At 69.2% G+C, this 14808-nt stretch carries 19 protein-coding genes and 3 pseudogenes; 12 read left to right on the top strand and 10 right to left on the bottom strand.

Annotated elements, in window-relative coordinates; genetic code table 11:
• Window positions 1–172 precede the first annotated feature (172 nt).
• The gene (locus ACZ45E_RS00385; protein ID WP_468214675.1) at window positions 173–493 is read right to left on the bottom strand and encodes a hypothetical protein; all 321 of its coding nucleotides are present in this window, start codon (window positions 491–493) and stop codon (window positions 173–175) included.
• Between ACZ45E_RS00385 and ACZ45E_RS00390 the strand changes: the two genes are divergently transcribed.
• From ACZ45E_RS00390 to ACZ45E_RS00400, 3 genes are all read left to right on the top strand, one after another.
• Window positions 492–1055: a GNAT family N-acetyltransferase gene (locus tag ACZ45E_RS00390; RefSeq protein ID WP_468214677.1), complete on the top strand. Its 564-nt coding sequence runs from the start codon at window positions 492–494 to the stop codon at window positions 1053–1055. The two genes, ACZ45E_RS00385 and ACZ45E_RS00390, sit on opposite strands and share 2 nt — an antisense overlap.
• A gap of 116 nt (window positions 1056–1171) precedes the next feature.
• Window positions 1172–1321 carry a hypothetical protein gene (locus tag ACZ45E_RS00395; RefSeq protein WP_468214679.1) on the top strand — a complete coding sequence of 50 codons (150 nt, stop codon included), beginning with the start codon at window positions 1172–1174 and terminating at the stop codon, window positions 1319–1321.
• Between the two features lie 74 nt (window positions 1322–1395).
• Window positions 1396–1908, top strand: coding sequence for a DinB family protein (locus ACZ45E_RS00400; RefSeq protein ID WP_468214681.1), 513 nt, complete (start codon window positions 1396–1398; stop codon window positions 1906–1908).
• A 7-nt stretch (window positions 1909–1915) separates the two neighbouring features.
• Here ACZ45E_RS00400 and ACZ45E_RS00405 read toward each other — a convergent pair.
• The 3 genes and pseudogenes from ACZ45E_RS00405 to ACZ45E_RS00415 all read right to left on the bottom strand — a co-directional run.
• A pseudogene (locus tag ACZ45E_RS00405) lies at window positions 1916–2083 on the bottom strand (IS630 family transposase); the annotation flags it as partial.
• A 31-nt stretch (window positions 2084–2114) separates the two neighbouring features.
• Window positions 2115–2267 carry a hypothetical protein gene (locus ACZ45E_RS00410; protein ID WP_468214683.1) on the bottom strand — a complete coding sequence of 51 codons (153 nt, stop codon included), beginning with the start codon at window positions 2265–2267 and terminating at the stop codon, window positions 2115–2117.
• Window positions 2268–2452: 185 nt separating this feature from the next.
• Window positions 2453–2965, bottom strand: a complete 513-nt coding sequence (locus ACZ45E_RS00415; protein WP_468214686.1) for an ATP-binding protein — start codon at window positions 2963–2965, stop codon at window positions 2453–2455.
• A 684-nt stretch (window positions 2966–3649) separates the two neighbouring features.
• Between ACZ45E_RS00415 and ACZ45E_RS00420 the strand changes: the two genes are divergently transcribed.
• Window positions 3650–4252: a gamma carbonic anhydrase family protein gene (locus ACZ45E_RS00420; protein ID WP_468214688.1), complete on the top strand. Its 603-nt coding sequence runs from the start codon at window positions 3650–3652 to the stop codon at window positions 4250–4252.
• Between the two features lie 90 nt (window positions 4253–4342).
• Window positions 4343–4417, top strand: a pseudogene (locus ACZ45E_RS00425) (Hsp20/alpha crystallin family protein); the annotation flags it as partial.
• A 158-nt stretch (window positions 4418–4575) separates the two neighbouring features.
• On the opposite strand, the gene ACZ45E_RS00430 reads toward ACZ45E_RS00425, so the two are convergent.
• Complete coding sequence (locus ACZ45E_RS00430; protein WP_468214691.1) at window positions 4576–5481, bottom strand: MmyB family transcriptional regulator; 906 nt, start codon at window positions 5479–5481, stop codon at window positions 4576–4578.
• Between the two features lie 155 nt (window positions 5482–5636).
• Here ACZ45E_RS00430 and ACZ45E_RS00435 point away from each other — a divergent pair, with 155 nt between their 5' ends.
• Complete coding sequence (locus ACZ45E_RS00435) at window positions 5637–6419, top strand: SDR family oxidoreductase (RefSeq protein WP_468214693.1); 783 nt, start codon at window positions 5637–5639, stop codon at window positions 6417–6419.
• 119 nt (window positions 6420–6538) lie between these two features.
• Window positions 6539–6769, top strand: coding sequence for a tautomerase family protein (locus ACZ45E_RS00440; RefSeq protein ID WP_468214695.1), 231 nt, complete (start codon window positions 6539–6541; stop codon window positions 6767–6769).
• Window positions 6770–6939: 170 nt separating this feature from the next.
• On the opposite strand, the gene ACZ45E_RS00445 is transcribed toward ACZ45E_RS00440, so the two are convergent.
• Window positions 6940–7701: a ZIP family metal transporter gene (locus ACZ45E_RS00445; protein ID WP_468214697.1), complete on the bottom strand. Its 762-nt coding sequence runs from the start codon at window positions 7699–7701 to the stop codon at window positions 6940–6942.
• Between the two features lie 310 nt (window positions 7702–8011).
• Window positions 8012–8188 (bottom strand): annotated as a pseudogene (locus tag ACZ45E_RS00450) (pirin family protein); the annotation flags it as partial.
• Between the two features lie 368 nt (window positions 8189–8556).
• On the opposite strand from ACZ45E_RS00450, the gene ACZ45E_RS00455 reads away from it, so the two are divergent.
• Entirely contained in the window at window positions 8557–8715 is a 159-nt protein-coding gene (locus ACZ45E_RS00455; protein WP_468214700.1) for a hypothetical protein, read from the top strand.
• A 108-nt stretch (window positions 8716–8823) separates the two neighbouring features.
• Complete coding sequence (locus ACZ45E_RS00460) at window positions 8824–9213, top strand: hypothetical protein (RefSeq protein WP_468214702.1); 390 nt, start codon at window positions 8824–8826, stop codon at window positions 9211–9213.
• Between the two features lie 288 nt (window positions 9214–9501).
• On the opposite strand, the gene ACZ45E_RS00465 is transcribed toward ACZ45E_RS00460, so the two are convergent.
• On the bottom strand, window positions 9502–10413 hold the full coding sequence (locus ACZ45E_RS00465) for a pirin family protein (RefSeq protein ID WP_468214705.1): 912 nt from the start codon (window positions 10411–10413) through the stop codon (window positions 9502–9504).
• A gap of 117 nt (window positions 10414–10530) precedes the next feature.
• Between ACZ45E_RS00465 and ACZ45E_RS00470 the strand changes: the two genes are divergently transcribed.
• On the top strand, window positions 10531–11016 hold the full coding sequence (locus ACZ45E_RS00470) for a carboxymuconolactone decarboxylase family protein (protein ID WP_468214706.1): 486 nt from the start codon (window positions 10531–10533) through the stop codon (window positions 11014–11016).
• A gap of 28 nt (window positions 11017–11044) precedes the next feature.
• On the opposite strand, the gene ACZ45E_RS00475 is transcribed toward ACZ45E_RS00470, so the two are convergent.
• The gene (locus tag ACZ45E_RS00475; RefSeq protein ID WP_468214708.1) at window positions 11045–12526 is read right to left on the bottom strand and encodes a hypothetical protein; all 1482 of its coding nucleotides are present in this window, start codon (window positions 12524–12526) and stop codon (window positions 11045–11047) included.
• 130 nt (window positions 12527–12656) lie between these two features.
• A complete protein-coding gene (locus ACZ45E_RS00480) occupies window positions 12657–12854 on the bottom strand; it encodes a hypothetical protein (RefSeq protein ID WP_468214709.1) in 198 nt (65 codons plus the stop codon).
• A gap of 408 nt (window positions 12855–13262) precedes the next feature.
• On the opposite strand from ACZ45E_RS00480, the gene ACZ45E_RS00485 reads away from it, so the two are divergent.
• Both ACZ45E_RS00485 and ACZ45E_RS00490 read left to right on the top strand, forming a co-directional pair.
• Entirely contained in the window at window positions 13263–13865 is a 603-nt protein-coding gene (locus tag ACZ45E_RS00485; protein ID WP_468214712.1) for a hypothetical protein, read from the top strand.
• Between the two features lie 138 nt (window positions 13866–14003).
• Window positions 14004–14699, top strand: coding sequence for an ANTAR domain-containing protein (locus tag ACZ45E_RS00490; protein WP_468214713.1), 696 nt, complete (start codon window positions 14004–14006; stop codon window positions 14697–14699).
• The last annotated feature ends 109 nt before the right edge of the window (window positions 14700–14808 follow it).

Genomic DNA, 14808 nt, shown 5'->3' on the forward strand with positions numbered 1-14808 from the left:
CATCGACCAGTCCGTAGCCGTATGCCGGGTGGCGGGTTGGACGACCGAATTCGCGGACTTCCCGGTAAGCGAACCCTCTCTCCCTCAGCACTCTGGTGAGGATGAGGCCCTGATGAAGCCCTGATGAAACCCTGATGAGGCCCCACTGCGTCATGAGGTCGTGCGTCTCACTTCACTTCCTGCGTGTGGCCGCGAGAGCCAGCATCATGCTCGTCACCAGCACGAATACCACGAGCGCGGCGAAGAACAGGGCCTCGATCCAGCCGGCGTTCGCACCGGTGAGTGTGCCGTCCGCGGACATGCAGGCCGTCTCCGGCGGGAAGCTCTGCCGACGCAGGTCGCCACAGGTGTTCGGCAGATCGTCGTTCACGACGTGCGCGTTCACCCAGCACAGCGCCCAGCAGACGAGAAAGACACCCAGCGAGGTCAGGGAGACTCCCCGCAACATGGTCGGGCGGTGGGGTGCTTCGAAACTCGTCGGAGATGCTGTCATGACGGGAGCCTACCCGGCAGCGCTATCACCCCGAACTCCCGTAGCCGCACACGTATGTCCTCAGGGGAACGGCCCGCGCTCCCCGCCACCTCCAGCGCGAACGTGCCGCCGACACGGGCCGCCCAGCCGGCTGGTCCCCCATCACCTGACCCCGCACAACCAGTGGAGAAGCACCCAAGGACCTGCTGGACGCAGCCAAACTCGCCGTCCCCAATCCTCCGTAACCGGCAGGCCGAAGAGCAGGGCCAGTACGCCGAGGGGCAGGACGCTTAGTGAGGCCAAGATGCTGCTGATGCGGTACGCCTTCGAGGACCTGGGCGTGGCGCGCGTGGACCTCAAGACCGATGCCCGGAACAAGCGCTCACGCAGGGCCATGGAGAATCTCGGCGCTACTCATGAGGGCGTACTGCGGAACTGGTCGGTGTCCCGGGCAGCGGGGGAAGACGGCCGGCTCAGAGATTCCGCCATGTACTCCGTCGTCAGTACCGAGTGGGATGGCGTAAAGGCGCGCCTCTTGGACCGGTTGGCTCTCCGCCACGGCACTGCGCCGCAGAGGCTGTGAGGACTCGTGGACGAAGTGACGGCGCGTGGTGGCGGCGCGATGTGGCGGCGCGTGGTGACGGCGCTTGGTGGCGGCGCGTGGTGACGGCGCGTGGTGGCGTCACGGACGCACGACAGATGGACGAATGGGCGGCCGTCACCGGGGACCTTGAAGCCAGCGCCGGGGTGCACCGCCCTTCGGTCCTCTCACCGTTCCTGGCAGCCAACATGCTGGACCGGAGCAGAGCCTCGGCCTTCGCCGTCTCGCACCGTGTGCTCGGGATCTAGTGCCGCATCAGGCACCGTTCGCCCTCTGTGAGGCCTGCCTATCGACGATTCCGGTCGCTGCCGATAATCGACTGATGAGCATTGTCGAACGCCCTCTGCCGCCCCTGAACGCCGATGAGCGCACCACCCTTGAGAGCTGGCTCGATTTCCACCGCGCCACGCTCGCCGTCAAGTGCGAGGGCCTGGACAACGAGCAGGCCGCCGCTGCCTCTGTGCCGCCGTCCCCTTTCACCCTGACCGGCCTCGTCCAGCACATGGCGGAGGTGGAGCGGAATTGGTTCCGCCGGGTATTTGCCGGAGAACAAGTTCCCCCCATCTATGACCCGCAGGCCGACCCGGACGGTCCCGACGCCGGTTTCGACCTGGCCGAGAGCTCCACGCTGGACGGCGCACTGGCCACCTGGCATGAGGAGATCGTCCGCGCCCGCGAGCACTGCGCAGCGCACACACTGACCGACACCGGCCGCTTCATGGAGCAGGACGTCAGCCTCCGCTGGATCTACGTCCACATGATCGAGGAGTACGCCCGCCACAACGGCCATGCCGACCTGCTTCGCGAACGCGTCGACGGCGCCACCGGCGTATAGCGTTGGATCAGGCAGCGCTTGCCCGGTCGACGACGGCGCGCAGGCGCTGGTCGTCGGCGTGGCGGTTTCGCCAGATGATGCAGCGGCGGATCATGCTGCTCTGTTCCTTGTGATCGGCGTGGTCGGTGCCAGAGTGGGTGCAGTAGCCCAAGGCGGTGAACCCTGCACGCCGCCTGCACCCGCGCGGCGGAAAGCGGGCAGTGGTCTCAGGCACCGCTCTGATGGTCGATCTCCCCGCCCGCCGTGGCCACACGCGCGCCGCCGTTACGGGCGGACGTGACGGTCAGATGCGCTGGCCTGCCGCTGTCGCTGCTCTTGGGCATGGTTTCTTCGGCGACGACAACCTCCTTACGCGGCACGGACCTCACCTCGTGCCGTGGGCGGGCGAGGTACCCGTTCTGTGCTGCGGAGCCGTCTGGTGCGCGTTGATCACCTGGTCGGCGATCACGCGGGTGACCCGACCGCATCACCTGCGGCGCCAAGAGACCAATTGATTGCCTGGCGCACCTCCGCCGCAGACTCCGAGCAGCCTGAACAGGCTTGATCACATCATTCGGCCCGCCGCGTGGCCGCCGGGGTCGTCGGCCAGCACGACGACGGCCTTGATGCGCTTGCCCACCGGCTCTCGGCGCATCTCAAAGCTGCGGCACACGCCAATCACGATTTCCAGGCCGTGCTGCCCGACCCGGCCCGGATCAGCGGCCTGAGCCACCGGCAGAGTCGGATCGGTGTCCCACACACTGACCTCCACGGCACCGTCGCTGATCTCCAGGTCCATCAGGCACGGGCCGGGCGCGTATTTGTGCGCGTTGGTCACCAGCTCGCTGACCACCAGCTGCACCATGCCCATCGCCCGGTCGGACACCGGGATGCCGTGCACGGCCTGCGCCTCGGTCAAAAACTCCCGGGCCGCATGCCGGGCCTCGGCCACCGGCTCGTCGCCGGCGAAGGCCAGAGCCGACAGTATCGGGCGGCTGTCCAGCGGCAGATCTTCGTTTTCGGGCACCACTGGGAGCACACCGCCACCCTTGTCCTGAGCAACACGGTCGAGGCCCATCCAATACCCCCGAATCCACGCCGCACACCACAGTCGGACGCGCCCTCACCATGGCCGTCCTGTCGCGCTCAGAACCAGGACAGAGGAAATGTGCTTCCGGTGTTTTCACCGGGTCAGCCAGCAGAAGTCGCACTGCAGAGCAGGTACAGCGTAGTTCACTCGACCGGAGGCTGGACCTTCCTCACCCACCACGCCCGCGTCCTGCTGGTGATCGCACAGGACCCCACCGTCCGTCTCCGCGACATCGCCGCCGCCTGCCGCACCACCGAACGCACGCCCAGAGCGCCGTCACCGACCTCGCACAGGCCGGCTACCTCAGCCGCGAGCGGGACGGACGACGAACCCGCTGTACCCTCCACGCCAGCGGCCCACACCGCACCCGGTAGAAGCTCACCTGCCCATCCCGCGACTGCTCAAGCTCTCGTCAGCCATGACGCCCCACACTGAGCCCGCCATCCAGCACCGGGCCGGGCGGAGGCGCTTCGGCGTCCGCCCGGCCCGGCCACCCAGCGACGCGGCCCATCACGGGCTTGACGCAGTTCGGTGATGCCTCCAGTGCCTGGTGCGCACCGCCGCCGAAGTCCGTGGGGATACCCCGCCCATGGACGGCCTGGGGCGCGGGCCTGCATTCTCATCAGGTGGAATTGCGCGCGGGCCGGCCCGGGTTGCGGCATGCTCGCGGGCATGTTGATCGATCACGAGGGCTCCTCCCCGGCCGTGCACCCCACGGCCTATGTCGCACCGACCGCGACCCTGTGCGGGGATGTCCGGGTGGGAGCGGGGTGCCGGGTGCTGTTCGGCGCCGTGCTCACCGCCGAAGGCGGCCCGGTGGAACTCGGCGAGGACTGCATCGTGATGGAGAACGCGGTCCTGCGCGGGACCCGCCGCGACCCGCTGAGCCTGGGCCGGCAGGTCCTGGCCGGCCCTGCCTCGTACCTGACCGGCTGCTCAGTCGAGGACGAGGTATTTCTGGCAACCGGCAGCAGGGTATTCAACGGCGCGCGGATCGGTACGCGCTCAGAGGTACGCATCAACGCCATCGTGCACCTGCGCACGGTACTGCCCGCCGACTCAATGGTGCCGATCGGCTGGGTAGCCGTGGGTGACCCGGCGCGGATTCTTCCGCCCCAGGACCATGAGGCGATCTGGGCGGTACAAGAGGGCCTGGACTTCCCTGGCTACGTCTTCGGCCTGGACCGGCCGGCTGACGGCGAAAGTCTCCTGCCGGGCATCTCCGAACGCTTCGGCCGGGCCCTTGGCCGCCATAGCAACGACCGCCAGATCTGAGCCCCAGCCCTCGCGGACTCAGCCTGCTCATCAACGCTGGGGCGCGTCACCTCCACCTGGCACCTGGCCGTCGAGCGCAACGTCCTGACCGTGAAGGCCGAGCGACGCCCCGGCGCCGGTGAGGACACCGAGGTACTGATCACCGAGCGGCCCGCCGGGTCCTTCGGCCGCCGCCTGTTCCTCGGCGAGACCCTGGACACCGAACGCATCGGCGCCGCCTACGAAACCGTGTGCCGCCTCTGCGGATCCCGGTCGCCGGGCAGGTCGAGCCCGGCAAGATCGCCATCCTTGCTGGGAAAGCGGTCCTCCCTCTGCGGCGCGGGTCAGCGCTGCGATCCGGATTCCGCCGGGGACGCCCCCTCAGGCGCCATGGCCTCCGTGACGTTCAGCTCCTGGGTCCCTATGACGGACAGCAGTTCCAGTTGCTCGGCTCCTGGGCTTCCGGGCGGGGCGGTGAACCACAGCAGGCGTTGCCGTCCGTCCTCGCTGAGGAGGTTGTAGCAGTCGAGTTCGATGATGCCGAGCGTGGGGTGGACGATCTTCTTGTGGTCCATGCGGCGCACCGCGACGTCGTGGGTGTCCCAGAGGGCCGCGAACTCCTGGCTGCGGCGGCGTAGTACGGCGACCATCTTCGTGACCTCTGCGTCCCGGCCGCGTCGGGCGGCCGCTGCTTGGAGGTCGGCCACGAATACCCGGGAGTGGTGCGGGTGGTCCTCGGGCGGGTAGATCCCGCGCGACTGCGGGTCGGTGAACCAGCGGTAGACGAAGCTCGCTGCCGGCCCGCGGTGTGCCGGGGACCTGCCGAGCAGGGTCAGGGCCAGGTCGTTTTCCACCAGGGTTTCGTGAAGGTCGGTGATGACACGCGCGGGGGTGTTGGACAGCCGGTCCAGGAGTCCGAGGAGCGCGGGCTGCACGTGCGCCGATGTTCCGTGCATCGACGGCGGGACCGGCCGTTCGGCCAGGTAGAACAGGTGATCGCGCTCGTCGCCGTTCAGGCGCAGGGCTCGGGCGAGGGCGGCCAGGGTCTGGGCCGAGGGCTGCACGCCGTTCTTCGCGCTGCCCCGTTCCAGCTCGGTGTAGTAGTCGACGGACAGCCCTGCCAGTTGCGCGACCTCCTCGCGGCGCAGCCCGGGGACGCGCCGGCGCGGGCCTTGGGGGAGCCCGACCTCGGCGGGACGGATGCGGTCGCGGCGTGTCCTGAGGAAGGCACCGAGCTCTGGAAGGTTCACCCCACCATGGTCGCTCGGACGCCGGAACGCAGCCAGGGGGTGGCATCCCCTGGGTAACCGCAGCCCTGGCTACGGATGGGGGGCCGGCCGATCGTGGAGGACGTAGCAAGCAACGGCAGGGCCGCGGCCCGCCCCCATCCACCACAGGAGTCACCATGCCTGTCCCCGCTTCCCTCGACGGGCCCGCAGCCTCGGCCCAGCCCCGCGCCTCAGACCGTGTCGCGATCGTCACTGGCGGCTCGCGCGGCATCGGCCGCAGGACCGTCGGCCGGCTGGCCGCCGACGGGTACGCCGTCGTGGTCGGTTATGCCGGCAGCCAGGGCGAGGCCGAAGCCGCCGTGAAGGAGGCCATCGCCGGCGGCGGCCGGGCGATCGCCGTGCGTGCAGACGTCGCCGACGAACGCGCGGTCGCGGCCCTGTTCGACGCGGCCGAGGCAGAGTTCGGCGGCGTGGACGTCGTGGTGCACGCGGCCGGGCGGATGCACCTGGCGCCCATCGCCGAGCTGGACCTGACCGTCCTGGACGACCTGCACCGCACCAACATCCGCGGCACGTTCGTCGTCGTCCAGCAGGCCGCCCGGCGTGTGCGCCCCGGCGGCGCGATCGTCACGTTCTCCACGTCGGTGGTGGGGCTGGCCTTCCCGGGCTACGGCGCCTACGCCGCCGGCAAGGGCGCGGTCGAGGCGCTGACGTTGATCCTGGCCCGGGAGCTGCGGGGCCGGGACGTCACCGCCAATACCGTCGCGCCCGGCCCCACAGCCACCGCCCTGTTCCTGGACGGCAAGGACGAGGAGACCATCGGCCGCCTGGCCGCCCAGTCCCCGCTGGAGCGCCTCGGTACTCCGGACGACATCGGCGAGGTCGTCGCGTTCCTGGCCTCCCCGGCCGGTCACTGGATCAACGGACAGGTCATCCGCGCCAACGGCGGAATCATCTGAACCGCCCGCAGCCTCCATCGATTCGATCACGCCGGCCTCTCCCGCCGCATCGGACCGGACGGCCTGCTCACTGCAGGCAGCACTCTGTAACGCCCCACCGAGAGAAGGAACAACCAGTCATGCCCTTCGCGAACTTCAAGGTCCCCGAGAAGACCCTCACCCCGAAGCAGAAGGAGGAGATCGTCACCCGCACCACCGAGCTGTATGTAGAGCTGTACGGCGAGCGCGCCCGCAACAACACCATGGTTCTGGTCGAAGAGGTCGCCGACGGCGGCTGGGGCATCTCCGGCAACGTGTTGACCCTCGCCATGCTCGACGAGGCAACATCGACCGACTCCAGCGGCGCTTGACCGCACCGGCCGTCCTCCGGCCAAGGCAACACTGAAAACCGAGGTCCCCCGGGTCGAGCGTCGGGTCAGGTCTGCCGGAGGGCCGGGCTCGGCGGTGGTCGCCCCCGGCCGGCGAGGAAGACCAGGGTATGTGCCGGGTCTGTAGTGAGGATCGCTGACCAGACTCTCTGTCAGGTGTGGGAGAGGGCGAAAGAAACGAGGAAGCCGCTGACGGTGATCAGTCCGATGGCCAGATGAGTGTCGGCGAACGCTTCGGGGATCATCGTGTCAGCGATCATCGCGAGGATCGCGCCGGCCGCCACCGCCGTAACCCCGGCGATCACGGACGGGGAGAAAGAACCGATCACCGTGTAGCCGAGTACGGAGGACACCGTGCCGGCCGCGGCGATCGCCGCCCAGACACCGAAGACATACCCCTTGGTGCGGCCGGCCTTCTTCATTCCGGCGGAACTCGACAGTCCCTCCGGGACGTTGCTGATGAACACGGCGGCCACCGTCACCAGACTGACCGCACCGCCATCCAGCAGACCAACGCCGATGGCAGCGGACTCCGGCACACCGTCGAGCAGTGCACCGAGCGCGAGGGCCGTCCCCGACCCCGCCTGCTCCCCCTCCGAGGGCTGCGTGTGCGCATCACTGTTCCCCGAACGCTTGCGGTGGCGTGCGCCTCGCCCGGCCAGCCACATATTGCCGCCCGTGTAGGCCGCTGCGCCGATCAGAGTGCCGACGACCGCGGGCGCGAGACCGGCCTGGTCGTACGCTTCACCGACAAGCTCGAAGGACACCGCTGAGATCAGCACCCCCGCCCCGAAGGCCATCACCGTCGCAATCACCTTCTGCGGAACGCGAATCCCGTAACCGAGAGCAGCTCCGGCCAGCAGTGCCGAGCCCGCCACCAGGCCCCAGAGTCCCGCCTCAAGAAAGTCCGTCATGACCTGGCCTGTACCCCCACCGAGGTGGATCAACAAGGGGGCGTGCGTCCTCCGCCGCCACCGACCCCCAGACACACTGAACCTGCGAACACGGCACCAGCGATACATCTGACGCACCATCAGGAGGTCAGCATGGGGTCAGCACCAGGTTTGCCCGACCGACCCACCCTGCCGCACACGATCACACCGTGGACTCCAGGGCCTCTTCCTCGCAGCTCGCCCAGGCAATACGCCGCGGCGGCTACAGGCGGACTCCATCACCCACTTCTCCGCCGTCCACGCACCGCCGCCCATCAGGCATCCGCGTAGATCAGCGCACCCGCCCCCGCGGCTTCAGCGGCACGGACGGCAGTTCCGGGGCGGGCAGCCGATCCCCGTCGTAACCCTTCACCTCACCGAACCGGGTCCCATTCATTCAGTCCGCACGCGCCTGCGCGATGTCCTCGTGCGACCGTCCGATGAAGTTCCAACACCTAGAGAGTTCTTGGCGACTTCTCGCAGGTCAGACGCACCTCGACCCTCGGACGGTCAGCAAACCGTCAGCATTGGACCTCGGAAGTCGGCGACCGATGACGAACAGAGCTTGCCGCACGGCATGGGCACCTACTTCAAGGAGTGTGATCACGCCCGGTCGAGATGGCCGAAGTACCTGCACCCATACAAGATCCAATTCCGCGACGCCGCTGGAAGGCAGAGGGTCGAGTCCGCTTCATCCGGGCGATGGAGCGCAACGGGGCCGGGCTGGCGACGCAGTCCAACGCGTCACGCCCACTGGCTCCTCCTGGATCAACCAGGTGGAGCGATGGTTCGGCTTCCTCGCGAACCAGAAGATTCACCGCGGCCGCCCACAAGAGTGTGCGTTCCCTGGAAGCCGACATCCGCGCCTGGGTCAAACAGTGGAACGACAACCCGACCCCCTTCACCTGGACCAAAACAGCCGAAGAGATCCTCGACTCACTCGCCCGCTTCTGCCAACGGATCTCCGGCGCAGGACACCAGGCGCGGGAAGCATGACGATTCGGGCTAACCGCCGAACTGATGTCCCTATATGCAACGATTTGGGTGCATGACAACATGAATCGCCTCGGGATCAGCTCATGTCAGTCACTGAGAGGAACAGCGATGCGCGCACAGCAGAGGATGGTCCGGTCGGCGGACGCCGCACGCCGGCGGTTGACGACGGTCGCGGTAACCCTCGCCGGAGCCTGCGCTTTGGGCGTGGTGACGGCGGTGCCGGCGAGCGCGGAAGTCGACACTCAATGCGGAACCTACATCTGCGTCAACACCGCTCATCAGGGAAAGGACTACGTCCAGGACATCACCGTCACGACAAGGGACGGGCTGACCGGAACCCTGCGTGGCTTCGTGCGTAACTACGCGAAAAGCAAGGCGGGCGTGTCTCGGGCACGGTTCGTCGTCAACCGCGAGTTCAGCGGGGAGCCACTGTTCGTCTGCGGCGGCCTGAACCGCGGTGGCAGGGTCATCGAGAACGTCTGCGTGGCGCTTTCCTGAACTCCGCGCCCTTGCCTGGGGCGCCGGCGCCCCTAGGGCCTGTCTGACAATTCCCGTCGTCGCCCGGAGGGCGGCCGCGCGGCGTCTGGTGCGCGCTCTGGGGGTCCCCCCGGCCGGAGGCTGGGGGGAGCGTGCCAGGCGTCGCAGGGCAGACAGGCCGAGCAGCTGAGCGATGCGTGTCGGTCCCCGCCGCCTCGTTCAGGGTCTTGGTCGCAGCGGCGACCGAGCGGCTCCGTCGCCGAGTTGTGCGCCCACCCAGGCGTTGCCTGCAACACGCATCCGCGCAGATCAGCGCACCCGCCCCCGCGGCTTCAGCGGCACGGACGGCAGTTCCGGAGCCGGCAGCCGATCCCCGTCGTACCCCTTCACCTCACCGAACCGGGTCCCAGTCATCCAGTCCGCACGCGCCTGCGCGATGTCCTCGTGCGACCGTCCGATGAAGTTCCACCACATGACGATCTCCTCGTCGAAGGGCGGTCCTCCCAGCAGGATCGTGCGCGCGGGCGCGTCCGTCCCGTTGGTGAGCGTCAGGGTCGGTGCACCTGGCGCGAGGTAGCCCAACTCGGCCTGCGCCAGCGGCGTTCCCGCCATCGTCACCTCACCGGTGTCGACGAGCAGGCCGTGTTCGAAGCCGGGGTCCACGGCGAGGGTGACGCTTGCGCGCGGGGCGAGGAGGAGTTCGGCGCCGAGCAGCGGGGTGAAGGTGCGGACCGGCGAGGTCGTGCCGGCCAGTGAGCCCAGGAAGACCCGGATGTCGGCGCCGTCGGCAGTTCGTACGGGCTGTGGCACGTAGTGCTGGAAGTCCCGGTCGGCGTGCCGGTGTGCGGCCGGCAGGGCGACCCACAGCTGCACGCCGTGGAGCACGGTGGTGGCGGGGGTGGAGACCTCCGAGTGGCTGATGCCGTGGCCCCCGGTCATCAGGTTCAGTTCGCCGGGCCGCACCATGGCGTGGCTGCCCAGGCTGTCCCGGTGTTCGATCTCGCCGCTGAAGAGCCAGCTCACCGTCTGCAGGCCCGTGTGCGGGTGCGGCGCGACGTCCATGCCGCCGGTGCCGGCCACGTCGTCGGGACCGTAGTGGTCGACGAAGCACCACGCCCCGATCAGCGTCCTGGCCCGCTGCGGCAACGTGCGTCGCACCGTCATCGCGCGCGGGCCGCCCAACGGCACGTCCCGGGCGGTGAGTACCTCCGCCTCGCTCATTGCTGCCCCTCCCACTGCCACCCCAAGTAATTTGACATTCAACAACTAGGGATGATCATAAGGCCGAGCGCACCACGAAGCGAACACGGCCGCGCAACGGCCCTGCGAGGAGTCACGTTGAACGACACGACACCGGCCCCGGGCGAGGGACGCGTCTTCGTCGACAAGCAGAGCCCGAAGGCGTACCACGCCCTGGTGCAGACGTCGGAAGCGGTCCGCGCGACGGCCGCGGACGCCGGACTCGACCGCCTCCTCGTCGAACTGGTCAATCTGCGCGTCTCCCAGATCAACGGCTGTGCCTACTGCCTCGACGTGCACACCCGGGCCGCGCTCCGCGCCGGGGAGAGCACCCGGCGCCTCGGCACGCTCGCCGCCTGGCGCGACACCGAGCTGTTCTCCGAGCAGGAGCGCGCGGCGCTCGCTCTCGCCGAGGCGACCACCGCCCCCTCGGACGCCGCCGCCCAGGAGAGCGCCTACGCGACGGCCCGCCGGGTGCTGACCGACGACGCGATCTCGGCGGTGATCTGGGTGACCATCACCATCAACGCCTTCAACCGTGTCTCCATCCTCAGCAAACATCCGGTACGGGCCCCCGGCGCCTGACGGGGGCCCGTGGGCGGCAGCGGGTCTGTCAGCGCTCCGCCGCGCGGCGCAGCAGCCGGCCGATCCGCGGATGGAAGACGTGGTGGTGGCCGCCCATGGGCACCTCGTCGGAGCGGACCACCTCGGAGACGTCCACGTTGACGTACGCCGCCTTCCCCGCACCCTGCTCCGCCATGTCCTCCAGACTGACCGGCGAGGGCCCGTCGACGCCCTGGATGCCGTCGAAGCCGATCGCGCCCCATTTGCGGGCGGTCGTGGCCAACTCGGCGGAGTCTCCGATCATCTGGGCCGACAGCGGATACAACACGCCCAGGTGGGAGTCGAGATGGGAGAACGTGCAGAGCAAGGGCCCCTGGACGAGTCGCTGCCGGTTCCAGAGCGCTCCGTGCCCGGAGACCTGTTGCGGCAAGCTGTCGGCGAAGGCGAAGTGGGACAACTCCCCTTGCAGGAGGGTGAGGGAGGCGAGCAGGACGGGGTCCGTCCCGCTCGCCTCCAGCCCCCGCAGCGCGAAGCCGGCCAGCCGGCCGCCGAGCCCGTGCCCGACGAGGTGCAGGCGTACCTCGGAGCCCTCCGCCAGCATCGGCAGGCAGGGACCGAGGCCCGCCTGACCTATCAGTCCGGCCCTGCGGCGCAGGACGTGGCGCACGACCTGCCGGAAGAGTTCATGGGCCCCCGCCCACAGGTCGGCGAAGTCCGTCTCGCGTGCGGCCTCTCCCAGTGGGCCGCCCGCGGCGACCGTGCCGGTGCGACTCACGCTGTCGCTGAGCGACCGCGCGGGGCGCGGTCCGGCCACCTGGTTCTCCAACAAGGTGCCCTCGTCGGAGACGGAGGCTTCGTCGACGGACTTCTCGTGGCGCGCGGGCTCGCCACCCTCGGCCGCCAGCGAGCGCCTCAAGTCCCGTAGCGCGCTGGCGAATTCGGAGCACATCGTCCTCGTGTCCTCGAACAGCATGAGGGGGTCGGCCTGCGGCAGCACCTCACCCTCGGTGTCGGCGGCGAACCCCGCGGCAGGGTCCTGCAAGGGGACTTCCGCCAGGCTGCGCAGGGCGGAGCCGAAGTCGTCGAACGCGGTCCCGCGCTCCGGCCGCTCGTTCAGCAGCTCGGCGATCTCGGTCAACGCTTTGGCGCTGTCCGGCAGTTGACGGTTCAGGTCGTCGACAGTCGCCTGGCTGATGCCGGGGCGGCCGTCCCGGTCGTGAGCGGTCTCCGCCGGTTCCGTGACGCCAGGGGCCCCCTCGTCCCTGAAGCACATCGAGGGCCAGTGCACGCCGAGGAACCCCAGGTCGTGAGCGGTGTCGCCCCACGCCTCGGCGAGCATGCGCCGGAACGCGTCGTCGACGGCACGGCCGGCCGCCGCGTCGTTGTGGGCCCCGTGGACGACCACGTAGAGGTCGCGCACTCCGCTGTCCCGCACGGCCTCGCACACACTCTGGAGGTCGGCGCGTTCGAACTGCGCCCTGCTGCCGAAACGCACGGCGCCGAAATCGTGGAACGCGGTCGGCTGCGGCATGGCCCACTCCCTGAGGAACGCCGCCCCGAGCGGCAGGATGGAGGACGAGCCACGCGGCCCGTCTCGCGAAGCACCCCGCGTTCCCACCGCATGCGGGCGCACATGCCCGGTGGCGTGATGTACGGCGTTTCTACGTCACGGGACGGCAGGGGGAGCAGACACCCGCGGGGTCCGCGCGCATGGCGATCGCCCAGGCGGCGACCAGCGCTTGGTATTCGCGCCGCTGATCAGCCGTCAGCCGTCCACCGGAGCAGAGCATCAGGCTGCGGATCCGCTCGTTGAGCTCGTGAGCTGTCCTCGCCCTGCCGTGCGCATATGTAGCGGACATATGAAGAACCGTAGCGCTACCCGTGAAGCCAGGGCCAGAGCATTACTGGCCACGCACGCTCAGTGACACCGCGCTGCACCGCCACCAAGATTAACCGCGCAGGGGCCGGAAGGCGGCAAGGACGCCGGGGCGGACATCAACAGCTTCGCCACCCCCGCGCCGAAACTCATCGACCTGTGGCTTCTTCGAGCGCGGCTGCACCGCCCTTGCGTACGCCTACTCCCCCGAGCTCTTCGACACCCGCGGGCGCTCCCTTGGCACGAGCGCCTCCGACACGCGGGCACTGGGAGGGTTCACTTGTTGTGCACTGGAGAGATCAGTCAAGTAGGCGCGCCCATAGACTCCAGCAGTCATCGGCGCCCCAGCGGATTCCGCTCGCCACCAGTCCAGTGCACACAGGAGCTTCTCGTGACAGACCCTCAACCCGGCTTCCCGGGTGTCAAAGAGCAGTACGCGACGCAGGTCTCGGCCGACCTCGAACGCAACGCGAAGGAACAGGAGCGGGTCAGCGCCGAGCTGGAGGCCCTCCAAGCACAGTTGAAGTCGTTGCAGGAGGACCGGGCGATCCTGGCCGACATGCAGCAGGCCCTCGGCGCGAAGCAGAGCGCGAGCACGCCGGTGAAGCCGCGGCGCAAGTCCGCGCCGAGGGCGGGCGCGAAGAACAGCACACCGAAGCGCAGGACCACGCGTACCGGCAAGGCCACACCTGCGGCCGCGGCCCCCGAGCCGGAGAAGCCGGCGAAGCCGGAGACGGCCCCCGCCGACGCGCGGCCGACGCTGGTCACCCTCGTACAGGGACTGCTCAAGGAGCAGACGGAACCGCGCTCGGCGGCCGAGCTGACCGAGGCGCTCGGCGCGGCGCACCCCGGACGGAGCTTCAAGAAGCCCGTCGTGCGCACCACCGTCGAGGGCCAGGTGGCCAAGGGGCTCGCGCAGCGCAGCAAGCAGGGTTCATCGGTCTTCTACAGCGCCCCCGAACAAGCGCAGTCCCCGGAACCCGCGTCCGAGTAGAAGTCTCGTAGGCAGCACGCGACACAGGGCTTTATCGACTATTGGCTGTCGGACGCAGCCGTCCTCGCTAGGCTGAAAAAGTGCGGGGCGGCGGTCGTCACGCCGCTGCGGGATGCCTTGACGAAAGCGTGTGTGGATATGCGTTCCACAGTCCAGGAACTGCTGGACAAACTGCATACGGTGGTGGACGAGAAGGGGCGGCGATCATGGGCCACCGCCTCCGCCCAGGCCCTGGGCCTGGGCGGCGTCGCCATCTCCATGTGCCAGGAACTTGTCTGGTACAGCGATGACATCAGTGCACGCCTGGAAGACCTCCAGTTCGTTCTGGGGCAGGGCCCCAACCAGCTCTTCCGCGGTGAGACAGGGACCCGGGAAGTGCCCGACACCAGTCGTCTGCCGGCCCAGCAGTGGCCCCAGCTCGCCGCCGAGGCGCAGGAGCTGGGGATCGCGGCGCTCTTCGTCTGGCCGGTGCACATCGGCGCCGTCCAGGTAGGCACCATGACCGGCTACCGGCGGACCCCGGGCGCGCTCTCGGCGCAGCAGTCGGCGCAGGGCCGGCTGCTCGCCGACGCGCTGGCGCAGCAGGTGCTGACCCGCTGGCCGGCCGGGAGCGACGCCCCCGGCGCCACCGGCAACGGCCGTGGCATCGCGGGGACGGTGGGTCTGCACCGGGCCGAGGTCCACCAGGCGACCGGGGTCCTGAGCGAGAGGTCCGGCATCTCGCTGGCCGAGGCCCTCGACCGACTGCGCGCCCAGGCCTACGCCTCGGGCGAGTCCCTGTCGGACACCGCCCACGCCATCATCGAGCGGGAGCTGCGGCATGACCCGACGTAGGTGAAGTGACCCGCAGGGTTGTCGACGCGGCTGATGGGTGGGTCCCCCCGCCCGGCGACGCACCACGACGGCGGACACCGAGTGAGGCGCGGCCCGCGAGCACTCCGGG

Source organism: Streptomyces sp. NPDC030991 (assembly GCF_055571235.1).

Excerpts from the sequence above, each read along its gene's own strand:
- ACZ45E_RS00390 (WP_468214677.1), top strand. The coding sequence starts at position 492 with ATGACGGGAGCCTACCCGGCAGCGCTATCACCCCGAACTCCCGTAGCC.
- ACZ45E_RS00385 (WP_468214675.1), bottom strand. The coding sequence starts at position 493 with ATGACAGCATCTCCGACGAGTTTCGAAGCACCCCACCGCCCGACCATG.
- ACZ45E_RS00395 (WP_468214679.1), top strand. The coding sequence starts at position 1,172 with ATGGACGAATGGGCGGCCGTCACCGGGGACCTTGAAGCCAGCGCCGGG.
- ACZ45E_RS00400 (WP_468214681.1), top strand. The coding sequence starts at position 1,396 with ATGAGCATTGTCGAACGCCCTCTGCCGCCCCTGAACGCCGATGAGCGC.
- ACZ45E_RS00415 (WP_468214686.1), bottom strand. The coding sequence starts at position 2,965 with ATGGGCCTCGACCGTGTTGCTCAGGACAAGGGTGGCGGTGTGCTCCCA.
- ACZ45E_RS00420 (WP_468214688.1), top strand. The coding sequence starts at position 3,650 with ATGTTGATCGATCACGAGGGCTCCTCCCCGGCCGTGCACCCCACGGCC.
- ACZ45E_RS00435 (WP_468214693.1), top strand. The coding sequence starts at position 5,637 with ATGCCTGTCCCCGCTTCCCTCGACGGGCCCGCAGCCTCGGCCCAGCCC.
- ACZ45E_RS00440 (WP_468214695.1), top strand. The coding sequence starts at position 6,539 with ATGCCCTTCGCGAACTTCAAGGTCCCCGAGAAGACCCTCACCCCGAAG.
- ACZ45E_RS00445 (WP_468214697.1), bottom strand. The coding sequence starts at position 7,701 with ATGACGGACTTTCTTGAGGCGGGACTCTGGGGCCTGGTGGCGGGCTCG.
- ACZ45E_RS00460 (WP_468214702.1), top strand. The coding sequence starts at position 8,824 with ATGCGCGCACAGCAGAGGATGGTCCGGTCGGCGGACGCCGCACGCCGG.
- ACZ45E_RS00465 (WP_468214705.1), bottom strand. The coding sequence starts at position 10,413 with ATGAGCGAGGCGGAGGTACTCACCGCCCGGGACGTGCCGTTGGGCGGC.
- ACZ45E_RS00475 (WP_468214708.1), bottom strand. The coding sequence starts at position 12,526 with ATGCCGCAGCCGACCGCGTTCCACGATTTCGGCGCCGTGCGTTTCGGC.
- ACZ45E_RS00480 (WP_468214709.1), bottom strand. The coding sequence starts at position 12,854 with ATGTCCGCTACATATGCGCACGGCAGGGCGAGGACAGCTCACGAGCTC.
- ACZ45E_RS00490 (WP_468214713.1), top strand. The coding sequence starts at position 14,004 with ATGCGTTCCACAGTCCAGGAACTGCTGGACAAACTGCATACGGTGGTG.